Source organism: Halopseudomonas phragmitis (genome assembly GCF_002056295.1).
Lineage (GTDB): Bacteria > Pseudomonadota > Gammaproteobacteria > Pseudomonadales > Pseudomonadaceae > Halopseudomonas > Halopseudomonas phragmitis.
On sequence record NZ_CP020100.1, the window covers coordinates 1374699 to 1393825 of the forward strand.

Annotated in this window: 19 protein-coding genes; 4 read left to right on the forward strand and 15 right to left on the reverse strand. The window is 61.0% G+C overall.

Annotation, left to right across the window (positions count from 1 at the left end):
- Window positions 1–86: 86 nt before the first annotated feature.
- The 4 genes from BVH74_RS06365 to trxA form a co-directional block, all read right to left on the reverse strand.
- Window positions 87–1058 (reverse strand): CDP-6-deoxy-delta-3,4-glucoseen reductase, encoded by a 972-nt coding sequence (locus BVH74_RS06365; RefSeq protein ID WP_080049253.1) that lies wholly within the window; start codon window positions 1056–1058, stop codon window positions 87–89.
- A complete protein-coding gene (gene ubiD / locus BVH74_RS06370; protein ID WP_080049254.1) occupies window positions 1058–2524 on the reverse strand; it encodes a 4-hydroxy-3-polyprenylbenzoate decarboxylase in 1467 nt (488 codons plus the stop codon). The genes BVH74_RS06365 and ubiD overlap by 1 nt, the downstream gene beginning before the upstream one ends.
- Before the next feature lie 165 nt (window positions 2525–2689).
- Window positions 2690–3955: a transcription termination factor Rho gene (gene rho, locus BVH74_RS06375; RefSeq protein ID WP_080049255.1), complete on the reverse strand. Its 1266-nt coding sequence runs from the start codon at window positions 3953–3955 to the stop codon at window positions 2690–2692.
- Window positions 3956–4156: 201 nt separating this feature from the next.
- Entirely contained in the window at window positions 4157–4483 is a 327-nt protein-coding gene (gene trxA / locus BVH74_RS06380; protein WP_080049256.1) for a thioredoxin TrxA, read from the reverse strand.
- Window positions 4484–4634: 151 nt separating this feature from the next.
- Between trxA and ppx the strand changes: the two genes are divergently transcribed.
- Window positions 4635–6140: an exopolyphosphatase gene (gene ppx, locus BVH74_RS06385; RefSeq protein ID WP_080049257.1), complete on the forward strand. Its 1506-nt coding sequence runs from the start codon at window positions 4635–4637 to the stop codon at window positions 6138–6140.
- Here the strand turns inward: ppx and ppk1 are convergent.
- Genes ppk1 through BVH74_RS06400 form a run of 3 tightly spaced genes read right to left on the reverse strand, consistent with a single transcriptional unit; the run spans window position 6119 to window position 10642 of the window.
- Complete coding sequence (gene ppk1, locus BVH74_RS06390) at window positions 6119–8335, reverse strand: polyphosphate kinase 1 (protein ID WP_080049258.1); 2217 nt, start codon at window positions 8333–8335, stop codon at window positions 6119–6121. The genes ppx and ppk1 overlap by 22 nt on opposite strands.
- A 20-nt stretch (window positions 8336–8355) precedes the next feature.
- Window positions 8356–9369: a porphobilinogen synthase gene (gene hemB, locus BVH74_RS06395; protein WP_080049259.1), complete on the reverse strand. Its 1014-nt coding sequence runs from the start codon at window positions 9367–9369 to the stop codon at window positions 8356–8358.
- A 40-nt stretch (window positions 9370–9409) separates the two neighbouring features.
- Window positions 9410–10642: a GGDEF domain-containing protein gene (locus BVH74_RS06400; RefSeq protein ID WP_080049260.1), complete on the reverse strand. Its 1233-nt coding sequence runs from the start codon at window positions 10640–10642 to the stop codon at window positions 9410–9412.
- Between the two features lie 249 nt (window positions 10643–10891).
- Between BVH74_RS06400 and BVH74_RS06405 the strand changes: the two genes are divergently transcribed.
- Window positions 10892–11431 (forward strand): DUF6436 domain-containing protein, encoded by a 540-nt coding sequence (locus tag BVH74_RS06405; protein ID WP_231705578.1) that lies wholly within the window; start codon window positions 10892–10894, stop codon window positions 11429–11431.
- A gap of 37 nt (window positions 11432–11468) precedes the next feature.
- Here BVH74_RS06405 and BVH74_RS06410 read toward each other — a convergent pair whose 3' ends face one another.
- Both BVH74_RS06410 and BVH74_RS06415 read right to left on the reverse strand, forming a co-directional pair.
- Complete coding sequence (locus tag BVH74_RS06410) at window positions 11469–11936, reverse strand: YaiI/YqxD family protein (protein ID WP_080049262.1); 468 nt, start codon at window positions 11934–11936, stop codon at window positions 11469–11471.
- Between the two features lie 10 nt (window positions 11937–11946).
- The gene (locus BVH74_RS06415) at window positions 11947–13860 is read right to left on the reverse strand and encodes an ATP-binding cassette domain-containing protein (RefSeq protein WP_080049263.1); all 1914 of its coding nucleotides are present in this window, start codon (window positions 13858–13860) and stop codon (window positions 11947–11949) included.
- Window positions 13861–13911: 51 nt separating this feature from the next.
- Between BVH74_RS06415 and BVH74_RS06420 the strand changes: the two genes are divergently transcribed.
- Window positions 13912–14376, forward strand: a complete 465-nt coding sequence (locus BVH74_RS06420) for a TIGR02444 family protein (RefSeq protein WP_080049264.1) — start codon at window positions 13912–13914, stop codon at window positions 14374–14376.
- 22 nt (window positions 14377–14398) lie between these two features.
- On the opposite strand, the gene BVH74_RS06425 is transcribed toward BVH74_RS06420, so the two are convergent.
- From BVH74_RS06425 to BVH74_RS06450, 6 genes are all read right to left on the reverse strand, one after another.
- Window positions 14399–14872 carry a hypothetical protein gene (locus tag BVH74_RS06425; protein ID WP_080049265.1) on the reverse strand — a complete coding sequence of 158 codons (474 nt, stop codon included), beginning with the start codon at window positions 14870–14872 and terminating at the stop codon, window positions 14399–14401.
- A gap of 15 nt (window positions 14873–14887) precedes the next feature.
- Entirely contained in the window at window positions 14888–15358 is a 471-nt protein-coding gene (locus BVH74_RS06430) for an Rsd/AlgQ family anti-sigma factor (protein WP_080049266.1), read from the reverse strand.
- Window positions 15359–15478: 120 nt separating this feature from the next.
- Window positions 15479–15994, reverse strand: a complete 516-nt coding sequence (locus BVH74_RS06435; RefSeq protein WP_080049267.1) for a disulfide bond formation protein B — start codon at window positions 15992–15994, stop codon at window positions 15479–15481.
- 127 nt (window positions 15995–16121) lie between these two features.
- On the reverse strand, window positions 16122–16622 hold the full coding sequence (gene secB / locus BVH74_RS06440; RefSeq protein WP_080049268.1) for a protein-export chaperone SecB: 501 nt from the start codon (window positions 16620–16622) through the stop codon (window positions 16122–16124).
- Between the two features lie 44 nt (window positions 16623–16666).
- Complete coding sequence (gene grxC / locus BVH74_RS06445) at window positions 16667–16918, reverse strand: glutaredoxin 3 (protein WP_080049269.1); 252 nt, start codon at window positions 16916–16918, stop codon at window positions 16667–16669.
- Between the two features lie 3 nt (window positions 16919–16921).
- On the reverse strand, window positions 16922–17344 hold the full coding sequence (locus BVH74_RS06450) for a rhodanese-like domain-containing protein (RefSeq protein WP_080049270.1): 423 nt from the start codon (window positions 17342–17344) through the stop codon (window positions 16922–16924).
- A 235-nt stretch (window positions 17345–17579) separates the two neighbouring features.
- On the opposite strand from BVH74_RS06450, the gene gpmI reads away from it, so the two are divergent.
- Window positions 17580–19118 (forward strand): 2,3-bisphosphoglycerate-independent phosphoglycerate mutase, encoded by a 1539-nt coding sequence (gene gpmI, locus BVH74_RS06455; protein ID WP_080049271.1) that lies wholly within the window; start codon window positions 17580–17582, stop codon window positions 19116–19118.
- The last annotated feature ends 9 nt before the right edge of the window (window positions 19119–19127 follow it).

Sequence of the window (19127 nt, forward strand, 5' to 3'; positions counted from 1 at the left end):
TGGTGGAAAGAGTTTGTGGCTTTATAGTGCGACCTAAAAGTTGGTTTGGTGAAGCCCTGATGGAGAATTAATTCGCTTTTGGTCTTTCAATGACCTCTTGGTGCATAAGCGAACACGTCTGCGTGCATGCGTTCGGCAGGCATTCCGGCAGCCACCAGAGCGTCGAGCGTGGCATAGACCATCACTGGTGAGCCGCTCACATAGAACTCGTAATCGGCCAGGTCTGCCAGGTCTTCGCAGACGGCCTGGTGCAGCATGCCCTGGCGTCCGGGCCAGTCCGGCTGGTCGCTAACCACCTGCTCCAGATACAAGTTGGGATGCGCTCGCCACTGTTCCCAATAGGGGGCTTGATACAAGTCGGCGGTCTTGCGCACTCCCCAGTACAGATGGATCGGGTGTTCAAAGCCGCGGTTCAGAGCATCCTGGATCAGGCTTTGCATTTGTGCCAACCCGGTGCCAGCGGCAATCAGTACCAGTGGGCGGTTGGGCAGCTCCAGTAGGTGGCAGTTGCCAAAGGGAACCTTGACCCGGGCCAGACGCTGTTGCTGCAACTGTTCTATCAGTTGCTGGGCCGAAGCTTCCCGGCTCAGGATGTGCAACTCCAGCAGCCGTGGTTCCGATGGTGCGGAGGCGATGGAGAAGGCTGAGGCCTCGCCGTCGTCGCGCTCGAGTAGCAGATACTGGCCGGCATGGTAGTGCAGGGGTTTGCCGGCCGGGGTGCGCAAGCGCACGCGCCAGACATCGCCGCCGAGTTCCTGGAGCTCTTCGAGCTGACAAGCCAGGCTGCGCAGTGGCAGCTCGCCGGGGGCCAGGACGCCTTCCCAGTGCAGTTCGCAGTCTTCCAATGGCTCGGCCAGGCAGGTGAAGAGTTCACCTTGGGCAAGCTGTGAGTCGCCCTGGCGCACCCGGCCGCTGATCAGGTTGGCGGCGCAGATGTGGCAGTTGCCATTGCGACAGCTTTGCGGTGCATCAAAACCCAGACGCCGCGCCGCATCAATGATGCGCTCGCCGGGTTGTAGTTCCAGTACGTGCCCCGAGGGTTGCAGGGTTACTTTCATCAATCGATTCCCAGCTCGGCCCAGAGTGCGTCGATTCGTTGCACCACGGTGGGGTCCTGGGCAATGGCTACACCCCATTCGCGGGTGGTTTCGCCGGGCCACTTGTTGGTGGCATCCAGACCCATTTTGCTCCCCAGGCCAGAAATTGGCGAGGCGAAATCCAGGTAGTCGATCGGGGTGTTGTCGATCATCACCGTGTCGCGCTTGGGGTCCATGCGGGTGGTGATGGCCCAGATCACATCGTGCCAGTCGCGGGTGTTGATGTCGTCATCGACCACGATTACGAACTTGGTATACATGAACTGGCGCAGGAAACTCCAAACTCCGAGCATGACCCGCTTAGCGTGACCCGGATACTGCTTCTTCATTGACACCACCGCCATCCGGTAGGAGCAGCCTTCCGGCGGCAGGTAGAAGTCGGTGATCTCCGGGAACTGCTTCTGCAAGATGGGAACGAACACCTCGTTCAGGGCCACGCCGAGGATCGCTGGCTCATCCGGCGGGCGGCCGGTGTAGGTGCTGTGGTAGATCGGTTTTTCGCGGCGGGTGATGCGCTCAACGGTGAACACCGGAAAACTGTCGACTTCGTTGTAATAGCCGGTATGGTCGCCGAACGGGCCTTCCTCGGCCATCTCGTCCGGGTGGATCACCCCTTCGAGGATGATTTCGGCACTGGCCGGTACTTGCAGCTCACTGCCCCGGCACTTGACCAGTTCGGTGCGCTGGCCACGCAGCAGGCCGGCAAAGGCGTATTCGGACAGGCTGTCGGGCACCGGGGTGACCGCGCCGAGAATGGTTGCCGGATCGGCGCCCAATGCGACCGCGACCGGAAACGGCTGACCGGGGTGCTTTTGCTGCCACTCGCGAAAATCCAGAGCGCCACCGCGATGGCTGAGCCAGCGCATGATGACCTTATTGCGACCGATCACCTGCTGGCGGTAGATGCCCATGTTCTGCCGCTCCTTGTGCGGTCCCTTGGTGACGACCAGGCCCCAGGTGATCAGCGGGCCGGCATCGCCTGGCCAGCAGGTCTGCACTGGAATGCGACCCAGATCAACGTCATCGCCTTCTTCGATTACCGCCTGGCAGGGGGCATCACGCACCACCTTGGGCGCCATGGACAGGACTTTCTTGAAGATTGGCAGTTTCGACCAGGCGTCCTTCAGGCCCTTGGGCGGGTCGGGTTCCTTGAGAAACGCCAGCAGCTTGCCGATCTCACGCAGTTCGCTAACGTCGCTGGCACCCATGCCCATGGCTACCCGCCCGGGGGTACCGAACAGGTTGCCAAGTACAGGCATGTCGAAGCCGATGGGGTTTTCGAACAGCAGGGCCGGGCCGGCCTTGCGCAGGGTGCGGTCGCAGATCTCGGTCATCTCCAGCACCGGTGAAACCGGGGTCTGGATGCGTTTCAGTTCACCGGCCTTTTCCAGGCCCTTGATGAAATCGCGCAGGTCGGAATATTGCATCTCAGCTTCAAGCCTCAAGCGGCAAGCTGCAAGCAGTCCGTGGATCGCTCCAGCTTGGGGGTGGTCAGATGCGCATTATGCCGGTAAAGCGGTCTGCCGGGTGGCAGAAAGTGCAACAGGCTGCAAGTGCGGTTAACACCTGCAGCCTGTGACTGGGCGTACAGCTTAGTTTTTACTGCGCTTCATCGACTGGAAGAACTCGTCGTTGGTCTTGGTGTCTTTCAGACGGTCGAGGAGGAATTCGATGGCGGCGATTTCATCCATGGAGTGCAGGATCTTGCGCAGAATCCACATCCGTTGCAGTTCGTCGTCGCTGGTCAGCAGTTCTTCGCGGCGGGTGCCCGAGCGGTTGATGTTGATCGCCGGGAATACGCGTTTCTCGGCAATCTTGCGATCCAGGTGGATCTCCATGTTGCCGGTGCCCTTGAATTCTTCGTAGATCACTTCGTCCATCTTCGAGCCGGTATCGACCAGCGCGGTGGCGATGATGGTCAGGCTGCCGCCTTCCTCGATGTTACGCGCGGCACCGAAGAAGCGCTTGGGCTTTTCCAGGGCGTGAGCGTCGACACCACCGGTCAGGACCTTGCCGGAGCTCGGGATCACGGTGTTGTAGGCGCGGGCCAGACGGGTAATGGAGTCGAGCAGGATGATCACGTCTTTCTTGTGCTCGACCAGGCGTTTGGCTTTCTCGATTACCATCTCGGCAACCTGGACGTGGCGGCTCGGCGGCTCGTCGAAGGTTGAGGCGACCACTTCGCCGCGCACGGTGCGTTGCATCTCGGTCACTTCTTCCGGGCGCTCGTCGATCAGCAGTACGATCAGGTGGCATTCGGGGTTGTTGCGTGCGATGTTCGAAGCAATGTTCTGCAGCATCAGCGTCTTACCGGCCTTCGGCGGGGCTACCAGCAGGCCGCGTTGGCCTTTGCCGATCGGGGCGCACAGATCGATGATGCGTGCCATCAGGTCTTCAGTTGAGCCGTTGCCGGCTTCCATCTTCAGCCGTTCGTCCGGGAACAGTGGGGTCAGGTTCTCGAACAGGACCTTGTTCTTGGTGTTTTCCGGCCTGTCGAAGTTGATCGAGTCAACTTTGAGCAGAGCGAAGTAGCGTTCACCATCCTTGGGAGGGCGAATCTTGCCGGAAATGGTGTCACCAGTGCGGAGGTTGAAGCGGCGGATTTGGCTGGGAGAAACGTAGATGTCGTCGGGGCCGGCGAGGTAGGAGGAGTCGGCCGAGCGGAGAAAACCAAAACCATCCTGCAGAATTTCCAAAACGCCATCGCCGTGAATATCTTCGCCGCTCTTGGCGTGCTTCTTGAGTATGGCGAAGATCACATCCTGCTTGCGTGATCGGCCCATGTTTTCAAGGCCCATCTGGTCGGCGATTTCAAGCAGTTCGGAAATGGGTTTTTGTTTGAGTTCAGTCAGATTCATAGGGTCGGTTAAATAGTGAGTTTTCGGCAGGACGGGTTTGTCCGAAGTCGCCCAGGTGAATGGGGGACAGTGATTCAAAGGATGCTAAGTAGGGAAGCCACAGCCGCAGGGAGCGGCAAGGGATTGGGCAAATCTAACACTGCCAGGCGACGACGTCCAGCCTGTATGCATAATCCCCGGCCGAAGCCGGGGAGAAGCGGGTCACAGATTGCTGTCGAGGAACGCAGCCAGCTGTGACTTGGACAGGGCGCCGACCTTGGTAGCTTCGACATTGCCGTCCTTGAACAGCATCAGAGTCGGGATGCCACGCACGCCGTACTTGGGCGGGGTATCGGTGTTTTCGTCGATGTTCAGCTTGCAGATTTTCAGCTTGCCTTCGTAATCCTTGGCGATTTCGTCAAGGACCGGTGCGATCATCTTGCACGGGCCACACCACTCTGCCCAGTAGTCGACTAGTACCGGGGCGTCGGACTTGAGGACTTCGGCCTCAAAGCTGCCGTCGGTGACATGCACGATCAAATCACTCATGTGTCTCTCCAAGGGAAATAAGGGTTGGAATGGCGTGCATCATAGCACCACCGTGCGGCCAAGCGGAAGGCGAGTCGGTTTGCTGCAGCGAGTGGGCAAAGGCGCGGGTTGCAGTGTTAGAATCCGGACAGACTTTTCAAGGGACATTGGTATGGCACAGACAGAACTGGCCGACTTTCCATTGATCGCCGCAATTGACCTGGGCTCCAACAGTTTCCACATGGTGCTGGCCAGGGTTGATCACGGCGAGATCCGAATTCTTGAGCGCCGCGGGGAAAAGGTCCAACTGGCCGCCGGGCTCAATGAGCTGGGCGAACTGAGTGAAGAGGCGATGCAGCGTGGGCTGGATTGTTTACGCCGTTTCGCCCAGTTGATCAGCGGCCTGCCCGATGGTGCGGTACGGATCGTCGGTACCAATGCCCTGCGTGAGGCGCGCAACCGGGCTCAGTTTATTCGTCAGGTGCGGCAGATTCTCGGTCATCGGGCTGAGGTGATTTCCGGGCGCGAAGAGGCGCGGCTGATTTATCTGGGGGTTTCGCACACCCTGGCCGATGATGCCGGCAAGCGCCTGGTAGTCGATATCGGTGGTGGCAGTACCGAGTTCATCGTTGGTGAGCGCTTTGAGTCGCTGCTGCGTGAAAGTCTGCATATGGGCTGTGTGTCCTACAGCCGTGACTTCTTTGCCGACGGGCGGATTTCAGCTGCCCGTTACGCCCAGGCCTATACCGCCGCGCGCCTGGAGCTGATGAATATCGAACAGGCCATCAGCCGTCTGGGCTGGCAGGAGGCGGTCGGCGCATCTGGGACCATTCGTGCCGTGGGCTTGTGCATTCAGGCGGCCGGGCGTGGTCAGGGCGAGGTAACGCTTGAGGGTTTGCAATGGCTCAAGCGCAAGGTACTCAAGGCCAGCCATGTCGACAAGCTGGAGCTGGATGGGCTCAAGCCAGATCGGCGGCCGATTCTGCCGGCCGGTCTGGCGATCCTTGAAGCCCTGTTTGACGCTCTGGGGGTACAAAGCATGACACATTCAGAAGGGGCGTTGCGTGAGGGCGTGCTGTACGACCTGATAGGCCGCCACCAACACGAGGATGTGCGTGAGCGAACCCTGAATGCGCTGGTCGAACGTTGTCATGTCGATCTGGAACAAGCAGCCCGGGTCGAGGCCAAGGCCATCAGCTTGCTGGGTAAGGTCAACGGGGCCTGGGGACCGTTCGATGCCAAGCAGGTCGAGCTGCTGCGTTGGGCTGCCCGGGTTCACGAAGTGGGGTTGGATATTGCCCACAATCAGTACCACAAGCACGGCGCCTATCTGATCGAGCATGCCGACCTGCCGGGATTTTCACGCCAGGACCAGCAGGCGCTGGCGTTACTGATCCGTGGTCAACGGCGCAATTTGCCATCGGCTGAGCGGCTGAGCGAGTTCGGCGATGACTCTGGCTGGCTGTTGCGGCTCTGTATGCTGCTGCGTCTGGCCATCCTCTATCACCACATCCGAGGCTTTCAGGATATGCCGGCCCTGACGGTCGAGGCCGGCGATGACTTCCTGATTCTGAACTTCCCGGACGGCTGGCTCGAGAGTAATCCCCTGACCCAGGCCGATTTCGCTCAAGAGGCCCAGTTCTGGGCCAAGATTGGTTATACGCTGACAGTGCGCTGAGGCGAGCTGGCCAGCTTTTCCAGCAGTGTCATCTGTGCACTGCGCGGATTCTGATTGCCGGTCGGGCTTGAACGCAGATAGCTGCCGTCAGGCTGCAGAATCCAGCTCTGGGTATTGTCGCTGAGAAACACCTGCAACTCCTGCTTGGCGCGGCTGACCAGTTTCTTGCCTTCCAGCGGGAAGCAGGTCTCCACCCGGTTATCCAGATTGCGTTCCATCATGTCGGCGCTCGATAACCAAACCTGCTCCTGGCCTTCATTGAGGAAGTAATAGACCCGGCTGTGCTCCAGGAACCGACCGATGATCGAACGGACCGTAATGTTGTTCGACACCCCGGGAATGCCCGGGCGCAGACAGCACATGCCACGCACGATCAGATCGACCTTGACCCCGGCCTGCGAGGCCTTGAACAGCGCCTTGATCACCTTGGCATCGGTCAGAGCGTTGACCTTGGCGATGATGTGCGCGGGCTTGCCGGCCTGGGCATTGAGGGTTTCGCGGTTGATCAGCTCAAGCAGTCGTTTCTTCAGGGTGAAGGGCGCCTGCAGCAGTTTCTTCATGCGCAGGGTCTTGCCCATGCCGATCAGCTGGTTGAATAGTTTGTGCACGTCTTCAGTCAGGGCCAGGTCTGAGGTCAGGATGCTGTAGTCGGTATACAGCCTGGCGTTGCCGGCGTGATAGTTGCCGGTGCCAAGATGGGCATAGCGGCACAGGGTTTTGTCCTCGCGGCGCAGGATCAGCATCATCTTGGCGTGGGTCTTGAAGCCGACCACGCCGTAGATCACTACCGCTCCAGCCTGCTGCAAGCGGCTGGCCAGTTGCAGGTTGGATTCCTCGTCAAAGCGTGCACGCAGCTCGATCACCACCGTGACTTCCTTGCCATTGCGTGCGGCATCGACCAGAGCGTTGACGATTTCCGAGTTGGCACCGGTGCGATACAGGGTCTGCTTGATTGCCAGTACGTTGGGATCCTGGGCGGCCTGGCGCAACAGATCGACCACCGGGCTGAACGATTCGTAGGGGTGCAGCAGCAGGATGTCCTGCTTGCTGATTGCCTGGAACAGGTTGTCGGCACTCGAGAGTAGCTTGGGAATCCCCGGGCTGAACGATGGGAATTGCAGATTGGTGTGGTTGGTCAGGCCGGTGATCGAGAATAGTCGGGTCAGGTTGACCGGGCCGTTGACCTCGTACAGCTCCGACTCGCTCAGACCGAACTGCCTTAGTAGAAAGTCTGTCAGCGGCTTGGGACAATTGTCAGCGACTTCCAGACGTACCGCATCGCCGTAGCGACGTGACAGCAGTTCGCCGCGCAGGGCCCGGGCCAGATCATCGACCTCGTCCGGGTCGACGATCAGGTCGGCGTTGCGGGTCAGACGGAACTGATAGCAGCCCAGCACCTTCATGCCGGGGAACAGGTCGTCAGCATGGTCGTGAATGATCGAGGACAGGAACACGAAGTTGTCACCGCCGTCGCACAGTTCGTCTGGCAAGCGGATCAGCCGTGGCAGTGAGCGCGGTGCCGGGATGATCGCCAACCCCGAGTCGCGGCCGAAGGCGTCCACGCCCTCGAGTTGAACGATGAAGTTCAGGCTCTTGTTGACCAGCAGCGGGAACGGATGGGTGGGGTCAAGGCCAATCGGGCTGATGATCGGAGCCACTTCCTGGCGGAAGTAGCGGCGGATCCACAGGGTCTGCTTGTGGGTCCACTGCCGCCGGCGCACGAAGCGAATGCCGTGTTCGGCCAGTTGCGGCAGCAGTACGTCGTTGAGCAGGGCGTACTGGCGGGCCACCTGCTGGTGGGCGATTTCGCTGATCTTGCTCAGTACCTGTTGCGGTTGCAGACCGTCGGGCCCGGTCTGCTCGCGGGCGAAGGTGATCTGCTTTTTCAGCCCGGCGACGCGGATTTCGAAGAACTCGTCGAGGTTGCTGGAAAAAATCAGCAGGAACTTCAGGCGCTCGAGCAGCGGATAGGATTCATCCAGTGCCTGCTCGAATACCCGGATATTGAACTGCAACTGCGACAGTTCACGATGGATATACAGCTCCGGGGCATTGATGTCGGCCGGGGTTACCGGTTCGACCGCTGCTGGGGCGGAAACACTGTGGACCACCCGGGCTGGCGCCTCACTGGTCTCTAGCTCACTGGTTGCAGCCAGTTCGTCCTGGTCAGTGGGTACGCTCTTGAGTTCCTGCATGACATCCTCGATAACTTGGGTTACTCGCGGTCGCGCAACTGGCGGGCCGCAGTCTTGGCAAAATAGGTCAGGATCGCGTCGGCCCCGGCGCGCTTGATCGCGGTCAGAGATTCGAGAATCACCGCTTCGCTGAGCCAGCCGTTGGCGATGGCGGCCTGGTGCATGGCGTATTCGCCGCTGACCTGATAGACGAAGGTCGGCACCTTGAAGGTGTTCTTGACCCGGTGAACGATATCCAGATAGGGCATGCCCGGCTTGACCATGACCATGTCGGCACCCTCGCTCAAATCCTGGGCCACTTCGTGCAGCGCTTCGTCGCTGTTGGCCGGGTCCATCTGGTAAGCCGCCTTGTTGCTCTTGCCGAGGTTGGCGGCTGAGCCGACTGCGTCACGGAACGGACCGTAGTAGGCGCTGGCATATTTGGCCGAGTAGGCCAGAATCCGGGTGTTGACGTGTCCGGCGGCTTCCAGGGCCTGGCGCATGGCGCCGACCCGGCCGTCCATCATGTCCGAGGGGGCAACAATGTCGGCGCCGGCTTCAGCATGCGAAAGCGCCTGTTTGACCAGTACCTCGACAGTGATGTCGTTAAGCACATAGCCGTTTTCATCAATGATGCCATCCTGGCCGTGGGTGGTGAACGGGTCCAGGGCCACGTCGGTGATAACCCCCAGTTCGGGGAAGTGGGCCTTGAGTTCGCGTACTGCGCGCTGAGCCAGACCGTCCGGGTTGTAGGCCTCGGCGGCATCCAGAGATTTGCGCTCCAGCGGTGTGACAGGAAACAGCGCTACGGCTGGGATTCCCAGTTTGACCAGTTCGGCGGCCTCTTCCAGCAGCAGATCAATCGACAGTCGCTCAACACCGGGCATAGAGGCTACTGCTTCGCGCTGATTGCGACCTTCAAGCACGAATACCGGGTAAATCAGGTCGTCGACACTCAGGCAAGTCTCGCGGACCAGGCGGCGGGTGAAGTCATCGCGGCGATTGCGACGCAGGCGGCTCAACGGAAACTGGCGGCTGGCTGGTTCGAAACTCACTGGAACTCCCGGGGTGTCACAGACACCTGTCTGGTTTACGTTATACGTCCAGATTATGACGGAATTGCGACAGCAAGCGTAAGGCCATCTGGTCCTCTTGGTCGGTGCTGGGATGGCGGGCGAGTTCGACCCGGTTGCGACCCATTGCCTTGGCGCGATAAAGCGCCGCATCGGCAGCGGCCAGCAGCGTCTCGAAAGCGTAGCCATGATGTTCCGAGCAGGCCACGCCGAGGCTGATGCTCAGTGGCACCTCGTGGTCGGCCAGTTCCTGGGGCTGCAGGCCGACGCTGCGGCGGATGCGCTCGGCCACCTGACCGGCACTGTGCGTGTTCAGGCCGGGTAAGATCAGGGTGAATTCTTCGCCGCCAAAACGGCCGAGCAGGTCGTCGCTGCGTAATTGCTGACGGATGCGTGCGACCATATGACACAGCACTGCATCGCCGATCTGATGGCCGAATTGGTCATTGACCCGTTTGAAGTGGTCGGCGTCGAGCATGATCAGAGTAATCGGCTGCTGGGTTTGGCTGGCGTGTTCTAGCTGAGCCTGGGCCTGTTGCGAGAAGCTGCGGCGGTTGAGAGTGCCGGTCAGGGCGTCGCGTTCGGATAGTCGGCGCAGGTTCAGGGTGCTGCGATAGTGGCTCATCAGGATGAAGCCGCCGGCAATGCCGATCTGGGCCACCATCACGGCCAGCAGGGTCAGGTGCTGTAACGGGCTATCGGCCATCGGCTGGGCGGGCATGGCATCGTTGAGGCTGGCGATCGCCCGGACCATCAGACCAAAGCAACATAACAGGGTCAGAATACCGGTGAACCAGTAGGCGCCACGCAGGGGCGGTTCAACCTTGATCAGCAGTTCGCGGCTGCATAGCAGGCAGAGCAGGGCAAAACCCAGCGAGCTGATGCTGACCCGGGCAACCAGGCTGTCGATGGGAAAGCGCAGCAGCCAGAGCAGGAGCATCATCAGTAGTGCGCTGGCAATGGGCACGGCTCGGGGTTGGCTGAGACCTTTGAATGCGCGGATACCGAGCCAGATTATGCCCAGTCCGCCAGCCATCAGGCCATTGGCGAGGATGACCGACAGGCCGTGATGCAGGTAATCCTGATTGATGTTGAGCAGCAGGCCCAGCATCAAGGCGCTATTGCCCAACGCCCAATGCCGTAGCCCTTGCTGGTTGTCGGCATGCCAAGCGGCCATGCACAGCAGCAGGGTCATGCTCAGGGTGACCAGTGACAGGGTTATCGCCAGAGTGGTGATATCCAGTTCCACAGACATGCGGACACATCCTTGTCCGGAGCTAACCGGATCGCTGCAAGCGGCCAGGAGCTACAACCTATTCAGCCTAGTCGCTGAACGGTATTGGGGAAAGCGGCCTGGCGCCCTGTTGTTGGCAAAGTGTGCGGTGGTCTACAAAACGGCTGCATTCCACTACGCTCAAAGACTGCATGGGAGAGCGTTGGTTCGCCTGGATATAATGCTCGCCCTGTTTTTTGACCGGCGGTCATGGCGGAAGGTTCTATGCGAGTGTGGCAACGAAATGTACTGACGGGTGGATTGATCGGTCTGTGGCTGTCTGGTCTGGCCTGGGCCTTCTGGTGGTTCGAGGGGCGCTATGTGAAGACCTTTGATCGACCGGCCTTTTTCCACGGTGTGACAGTGACGCCGCCGTTTCCCACTGGTGCGGTGCAGGTGGTGCATGTCTGGCGTTCAGGCTGTCCCTGCAATGCCGGGCATCAGGACTATGTCAATGAAATGAGCGAGCGGTTCGCCGCCCAAGGCGTGCGCTTCGCCCGAGCCGGTCTGGCCGATGATCCTGGCTTGGGCGGGGTGCTCAAGGATCTTCCCTATTGGCCGATACCCGAGGCGTGGGCCAACTGGCCGGGTGCGCCGGCGGTGGCGATTTGGGATGCGACAGGTCACCTGGCCTATGTCGGCCCTTACAGTGACGGCGCGCACTGCAACAGCGACAGCAGTTTTATCGAGCCGGTGCTGGTGGCGTTGCTGCAGGGGCGCTCGGTGGCTATTACCCAGCAGGATACCGTGTCCTGTTTGTGTGATCTGTGAGCCTGAGCGTAACTCCCAAGTGTTACAGCGGGGGTGCTCAGCGGGGTGTTGATGCACCCAGACCCTTGGCCAGCAGTCGATCCAGAGCGTTGGCGAAGCTTTGCTTGTCCTTTTCGCTGAACGGTGCTGGACCGCCGCGTCCGGCCAGCCCGGCGCCGCGCAGTTCATCCATCAGGTTGCGTACGGCCAGGCGTTCGCCAATGCTGGCCTTGTCGTAGACCTGGCCGCGCGGGTTGATGGCGGTGATGCCGCGCCGTACCAGGCCGTCGGCCAGCGGAATGTCGGCGGTGACCACCAGGTCGCCGGCGTTGGCGTGTTCAATGATGTAGTGGTCGGCGGCATCGGCGCCGCCGGGCACTACGACCTGACGCATGCCGGGTGCGGGCGGCAGCCCCAGTGAACTGTTGGCCACCAGTACCAGTGCCAACTGCCGGCGTTTGGCGGCACGCATGACCACCTCGCGGATCGGGCGCGGGCAGGCGTCGGCATCTATCCACAGGGTCATGTGCGCTCCTTTAGCTGCTGAGTTCGGCTTGCAGGCTTTCCAGGGCTTCCTGGGCTTCCAGCCACTGCAGTTCCAGTTCGTCGATTTGCTGGCGACAGGCGCTCTGGTCGGCCAGCAGGGTTTTCAGCTTATCCTTGTTGTCGGCGCTGTAGATGCTGCTGTCAGCCAGCGCCTGCTCCAGCGCGTGCATCCGTTCCTGGGCCAGGCCCAGCTGTTTTTCCAGCTGGTCGGCGGACTTTTTCAGTGGTGCCAGCTTCTGTCGTAATTCGGCGGCCTGCCGGCGCAGGGCCTTGGGGTCCTGGCGCGCTGCCGGGTTGCCGGTCTCGGCCGGCTGGGCGTTTTTAGCCTGCTGCTGGCGGAACTGGGCCAGCCAGCGGGTATAGCTGTCCAGGTCCTGATCGTAGTCCTGCAGCTTGCCATCGGCCACCAGCCACAGCTCGTCGGTGGTGGCACGGATCAGGGCGCGGTCGTGGGAGACCAGCAGCATGGCGCCTTCGAATGCCTGCAGGGCAATGGTCAGGGCATGGCGCATGTCCATGTCCAGGTGGTTGGTCGGTTCGTCGAGTAGCAGCAGGTTGGGCTTTTGCCAGGCGATCAGGGCCAGTGCCAGGCGTGCCTTTTCGCCGCCGGAGAAGTGCCTGACCGGTTGATCGATGCGCTCGCCGCGAAAGTCGAAACCGCCGAGAAAGTTGCGCAGGCTCTGTTCACGTTCCTGTGGCGCAATCCGAGCCAGATGCAGCAGTGGACTGGCCTCGGGGTCCAGGCTTTCCAGTTGATGCTGGGCGAAGTAGCCGATGGCCAGGTGCTCGCCGGTCTTCAGTTCGCCTGCCAGCAGCGGCAGTTCGGCGGCCAGAGTCTTGATCAGGGTTGATTTGCCGGCGCCGTTGGGGCCCAGCACACCGATCCGGGCACCGGGCGCCAGTTGCAGCTTGACGTCACTGAGGATCGGTTTGGCGCCATAGCCGAGAGTGGCTTGCTGCAGGTCTAGCAGCGGGGTGGACTGCTGGTCGGCCTCGCGGAAGCTGAACTCGAACGGTGAGTCGATATGGGCCGGGCTCAGGGCCTCCATGCGCTCCAGGGCCTTGAGCCGGCTCTGCGCCTGGCGCGCCTTGCTGGCTTTGGCGCGGAACCGGGCAATGTAGCTTTGCATGTGGGCTCGTTGGGCCTGCTGTTGCTCGAACGCGGCCTGCTGCTGGCTGAGACGTTCGGCACGGGTGCGCTCAAACTGGCTGTAGCCGCCGCGGTAGAGGTTGAGCTGACGGGATTCGACATGCACGATATGCTCGACTACGGCATCGAGGAAGTCGCGGTCATGGGAGATCAGCAGCAAGGTGCCGCTGTAGCCCTTGAGCCAGTCTTCGAGCCAGAGAATCGCGTCCAGATCCAGGTGGTTGGTCGGCTCGTCCAGCAGCAACAGGTCAGAGGGGCACATCAGGGCCTGGGCCAGGTTCAGGCGCATCTGCCAGCCACCGGAAAACTCGCCGACGCGCGCCTCGCACTGAGCTGGGGTAAAGCCCAGGCCGGCCAACAGGGTGCGTGCCCGGCTGTCAGCGCTGTAACCGCCATGGGCCTCCAGTTCGGCATATAGCGTGCCGAGGGCGTTGGCGTCATGGGCCTGTTCGGCGACGGTCAGTCGGCGCTGAATATCGCGCAGGCGCTGGTCGCCGTCGAGCACGTAGTCGACCGCCAGGCGCTCCAGGTCTTCGATTTCCTGGCGCATATGGGCGATCCGCCAGTCGGCGGGGACCTGACAGTCACCAGCGTCGGCGTGCAGTTCGCCGCGCAGCAGGGCGAACAGGCTGGATTTGCCTGCACCGTTGGTGCCGAGCAGGCCAATTTTCTGGCCGGCGTGCAGGGTCAGGTTGGCGTTTTCCAGCAGGCGCATGGCGCCGCGCTGAAGAATGAGGTTTTCGATCTTGATCATGGTCGCGGAGTATATCAGGCGTGGTGAAGCAGGCCCTATAGCGGAGGTGAGATGATGGATGACTTGCAGGGCTATGCTGTCAGGCTGTATCAGCACGAGGGGGTTGAGCCCTTGTTGTTGGCCTTGCAGGACGAGGTGGGGCTGGATGTATTGCTGTTGCTTAGCGCCTGCTGGTTGGGTGCGCGAGGTGTTGCGCCGGCAGCGGTGGACTGGGTTGCGTTGGCTGGGCGCTGTCAGCCCTGGCGCCAGGAACTGATTGAACCGCTGCGTCAGTTGCGGCGCTTGCTCAAGGGTGAGTCGGGAACGGAGTTGCTGCGAGCGCAGGTCAAGGCTTGTGAACTGGAGGCCGAGTGGCTGCAGTTGCGGCGCTTGGCATCCAGTCTGGAGAGCTTGCCGGGGGCGGATAGTCCATGCTGGCTGGCACAGTTGCACGCTTGTTGTCAGGCTCAGGGATCACAGCCCGACCGGGCGCAGTTGTGGCGCCTGGCCGAGTTGTGCCGCGAGCTGTCTGATTAGACGGGCTAGGCGCGGCTACCGCTCAGGCGGCTGTCGTGGGGTTTTTCGCGGCGCGAGCGGGGCGTGGTTTGACTGGAGCATCGCGCTTGTCGATGGCCTGGGTCACCTGGGTGTCGAGCCGGTCGAGGCTTTTGGCCAGGCGCAGGGTCTGGCGTACGTCGCTTTGCAACTGCCGGGTGTACTGCTCGGCGGCGCTGCGTGAGCTGTGCAACTGATCCAGTGCAGCCTGCAATTCGGCGACCTTGGTTCTGGCTTTGTCCAGGCTCTTGCGTCCGGCATCCTGCTGCTCGCGCTCGGCCAGCTTTTCCCGGGCTTCGGCCAGCTTGCCGTCGAGCTTGGCGTGTTGCTGGTTGAGCTTCTCCAGCGCCTTGCGGGCATCGCGCTCGGCCTTTTCGCAAGCCTCGGCCAGGTGTTCGTTGAGAGTACGGGTCAGGGTCTGCAACAGATGCAGTGGGGTGCTGACCCGGGGTTTACGGCCTTTGCTTTGCTCGGTCACGGCGTGCTCCTGCACTCAGGTGGTCAGCATGTCCTTGTGGGCGGTATGCAACACTTCGATCAGGCAGTCCTCCAGTTCGAAGCGCTCATGCAGTAGCCCGCCGAGCTGGCGTAACTCGCTCTGCAGCTCGGTTTCCTCAGCCAGGGTCGCGGCATCGCCGAAACGGTCGTTGAAGGCTACGGCGGTACGGGTGATGGTTTCGATCCGGGGATAAACCTGCTTGATCAGCGCCAGGGCGCCCTCGTCATTGAAGTCTTCGGCTTCGCGGATCAGTTGTTCGTAGATTTCGAAATGTCCAGCCGAGGTGTAGTCAACGAGTATGTCGCAGAACGACTCGAGAATGCGGTCGGGGTGCTGGTCGGGGGCTGGGCGGTCACGTAGTGTAGTGTATTCGAGCACCAGTTGCTTGCGCTCGGCGAGCCAGCGGTCGATCAGTTGATGAACACCGCCCCAGCGTTCCTGGGATGTAGTGCAGCTCTCCAGCATCTTCCACCTCGGTCTCTTCAAGGTCGGTCGGCCGCAGGTCGGTCGACCGGGTTGATTTGCTGTTCTTCTACCTGTCGCAACAGGATATGCCCTGGCGCCTCACTCATCAAGCTACGAACGTCAGTCTTGGCGACGTAGCAGTTGCACCAGTGCGAACAGGCTGAAGGCAATGAAGCCCAGCAACGTGCCTTCGGGGATGCTCAGGCCGAGAAAAGTCCAGGAAACCTCGGCGCAGTCAGCGGTACCGCTCAGCAGCAAGCTCAGCATTTCCTGAAACGGCAACACGTCAATCATGTAGTCCAGGCTGGGCAGGCAGGCCGGGAGCTGGTCGGGCGGCAGGTACTGCAGCCAGACCTGGCGAGCAGCGATGGCAGCGCCGAACAGTGCGAACACTAGCGTGCCGAGGGCGTAGCCGCGAGAGGCCAGGCGGCGCCGGCCATCGGCCTTGGGCTGGGGGTTATGGATGACTGCCGCCAGGCAGACCAAGCCGATCAGAATTACCGCTACCCGTTGCACGATACACAGAGGGCAAGGCTCCAGTCCCATGCCGTGCTCCATGTACAGGGCAATGGCCATGAGCAGGACGCAGGCGATGAAGGCCAGCAGATAGAGAGGGCGTGAAGCGGGAAGGGTCATGCGTGCATCCGTCTGGTATGAGGGCTGGCGGATACCTTAGAGCATGCCGGGCGAGGTGACAAGAATGCGTTCAGGACACATTTTCGGACACGATTGACCGCATGTGCGGTCAATCGTGTCGGGGCGATCAGGCGTTGGCCTGTTCCTCGGCCTGGCGGCGCTGTTCGGCCTGGGCGAACAGGGCGTCGAAGTTGACCGGTGACAGCATCAGGGGAGGGAAGCTGCCACGCAGGACCAGATTGTCGATCGCTTCGCGGGCGTAGGGGAACAGGATGTTCGGGCAGAAGGCGCCCAGAGTGTGGCGCATGGCCGCTTCATCCAGGCCGCTGATGGCGAAGATGCCGGCCTGCTGAACTTCGGCGATAAAGGTGGTTTCGTTGTTGTCGCCATTGGTGACAGTGGCCGACAGGCTCAGAACTACCTCAAAGATGCCGTCTTGCAACTGATTGTGACGGGTATTCAGGTCCAGATTGACCTGCGGGTTCCACTGGCTCTGGAACACGGCGGGGGCCTTGGGCGATTCGAAGGACAGGTCTTTGACATAGATGCGCTGCAGGCTGAACTGCACCTGCGGCTGGTTGCCCTGGGCGCCGTTAGCGGCTGAATTGTTCTGGTTTTCCTCGGCCATGTTCGGTCCTTAATACGATTGTGTGTTGGTTAGTGTATCTGGGGTCAGGCCAGCAGCTTATCAAGTCTGCCACTGCGCTCAAGCAGCATCAGATCATCGCAGCCGCCGACATGGGTGCCCTTGATCCAGATCTGCGGCACTGATGTCCGCCCGGCCAGGCGTGCCATCTCGGCGCGTAGCGCCGGCTGGCCATCGACGATGATTTCCTGATATTGCACCTGCTTGCTGTCGAGCAACTGCTTGGCGCGGATGCAGAACGGGCAATAGTTGCTCGAATAGATGATCACGTCGGACATGGCTTACTTGACCAGAGGCAGACTGTCGGCGCGCCAGCCGCTGATGCCGCCGGACAGCCGGCTGACATTGTTGAAGCCGGCGGCCTTGAGCTGTTTGGCGCACGGGCCGGCATGCTGGCCGTTGGCGCAGACCAGGATCAGCGGTTTGTCCTTGTGTTTTTCCAGCTCAACCAGGCGCTTGGCCAGGCTGTCATGCGGAATGTTGAGCGAATCGACGATATGGCCAGCGGAGTATTCCTTTTTCGCCCGCACATCGACCACCAGGGCATGTTCGCGGTTGATCAGCGCAGTAGCCTGCTGGGTGGTCAGCACTTTGCCGGCCTTGCGCCCTTCGGTGACAATCAGCAGGGTCAGTACTACCAGAAAGGCGGTGGTCAGAATGTAATGGTTGCCGATGAACTCGATAAGTTGCTGAAAAAACTGCATTGAAGAGGTTTCCGGATGAATAAGAAAGTGGGCCAGTATACACAGCCTGTACGTTGTGCAGAACCTTTGCTCCCGGGCTTGCCGGACTGTGTCGATTGACTGGCTGCATAAGCCCTATTGGCTGGGCTGCATGACAGGCCGCATGCGGACAAGTAAACTGTGGCCAATCCGGCGGGCCGTCCCGAGTGCGGGCCCGCATCCCGTTTTCAGTTAATGATCTGCGAGTTGAGTCCTTATGACCACAGTTGCCCCCAAACCCCTGGTGCTGATGATCCTGGATGGCTTTGGCTACAGCGAGTCGCCCGAGTCGAACGCCATCATGGCTGCCACTACCCCAGTCTGGGATCGGCTTTGGGCTGAAGCTCCACGCACCCTGGTTTCGGGGTCGGGAATGGATGTGGGTCTGCCGGACGGGCAGATGGGCAACTCGGAAGTCGGTCACATGAACCTGGGTGCCGGACGCATCGTCTACCAGGACTTTACCCGGGTGACCAAGGCGATTGCCGATGGCGACTTCTTCAGCAACCCGCAGATTTGCGCGGCGGTCGATCAGGCGGTAGCCGGTGGCAATGCCGTGCATGTGCTTGGGCTGTTGTCGCCGGGCGGCGTGCACAGCCATGAACAGCAACTGGTGGCGATGGTTGAGCTGGCGGCTCAGCGCGGTGCCGAGCAGATTTACGTACATGCCTTTCTTGACGGCCGCGACACCCCGCCCAAGAGTGCCGAGCCTTCACTGCACCTGCTCGACAACACCTACCAGCGCCTGGGCAAGGGCCGCACTGCCAGTCTGATCGGCCGCTATTTCGCAATGGACCGCGACAACCGCTGGGATCGGGTCGAGGCGGCTTACAACCTGATCGTCGATGGCAAGGCTGAATTCACTGCGGCCAATGCCGTCGATGGTTTGATGGCCGCCTATGAACGCGGTGAAAGCGACGAGTTCGTCAAGGCCACCAGTATCGGTGAGCCAGTCGCGGTGGCCGATGGCGATGCAGTCGTGTTCATGAACTTCCGGGCCGACCGGGCCCGTGAACTGACCCGGGCCTTCGTTGAGCCGGCGTTCTCTGGTTTCGAGCGCGCCCGGGTGCCGCAACTGTCGGGGTTCGTCATGCTGACCCAGTATGCCGCCGATATTCCGGCGCCTTGTGCCTTCCCGCCGGCCAGCCTCAACAATGTGCTGGGCGAGTATCTGGCCAAGCAGGGCAAGACCCAGCTGAGGATTGCTGAAACCGAAAAGTACGCGCACGTCACCTTCTTCTTCTCCGGTGGCCGCGAAGAGCCGTTCGAAGGTGAAGAGCGGATCCTGATTCCCTCGCCACAGGTCGCTACCTATGACCTGCAGCCGCAGATGAGTGCGCCGGAAGTTACCGACCGGATCGTCGAGGCCATCGAACAACAGCGTTACGATGTGATCATCGTCAACTATGCCAACGGCGACATGGTTGGCCATACCGGGGTGTTCGAGGCAGCGGTAGCGGCGGTCGAGTGCCTGGATGGCTGCATTGGTCGCATTGCTGAGGCGCTGGCCAAGGTCGGTGGCGAGGCGCTGATTACCGCTGATCATGGCAATGTTGAGCAGATGGCTGACCACAGTACTGGTCAGGCCCATACCGCGCATACCTGTGAGCCGGTGCCGTTTGTCTATGTTGGTCCGCGTCAGGTCAGCCTGCGTGATGGTGGCATCCTCTCGGATGTGGCGCCCACCGTACTGACCCTGCTCGGGCTGGAGCAGCCGCCGGAGATGACTGGCCGCTCGATCGCCAGTCTGAATTGAGCCTGCGCG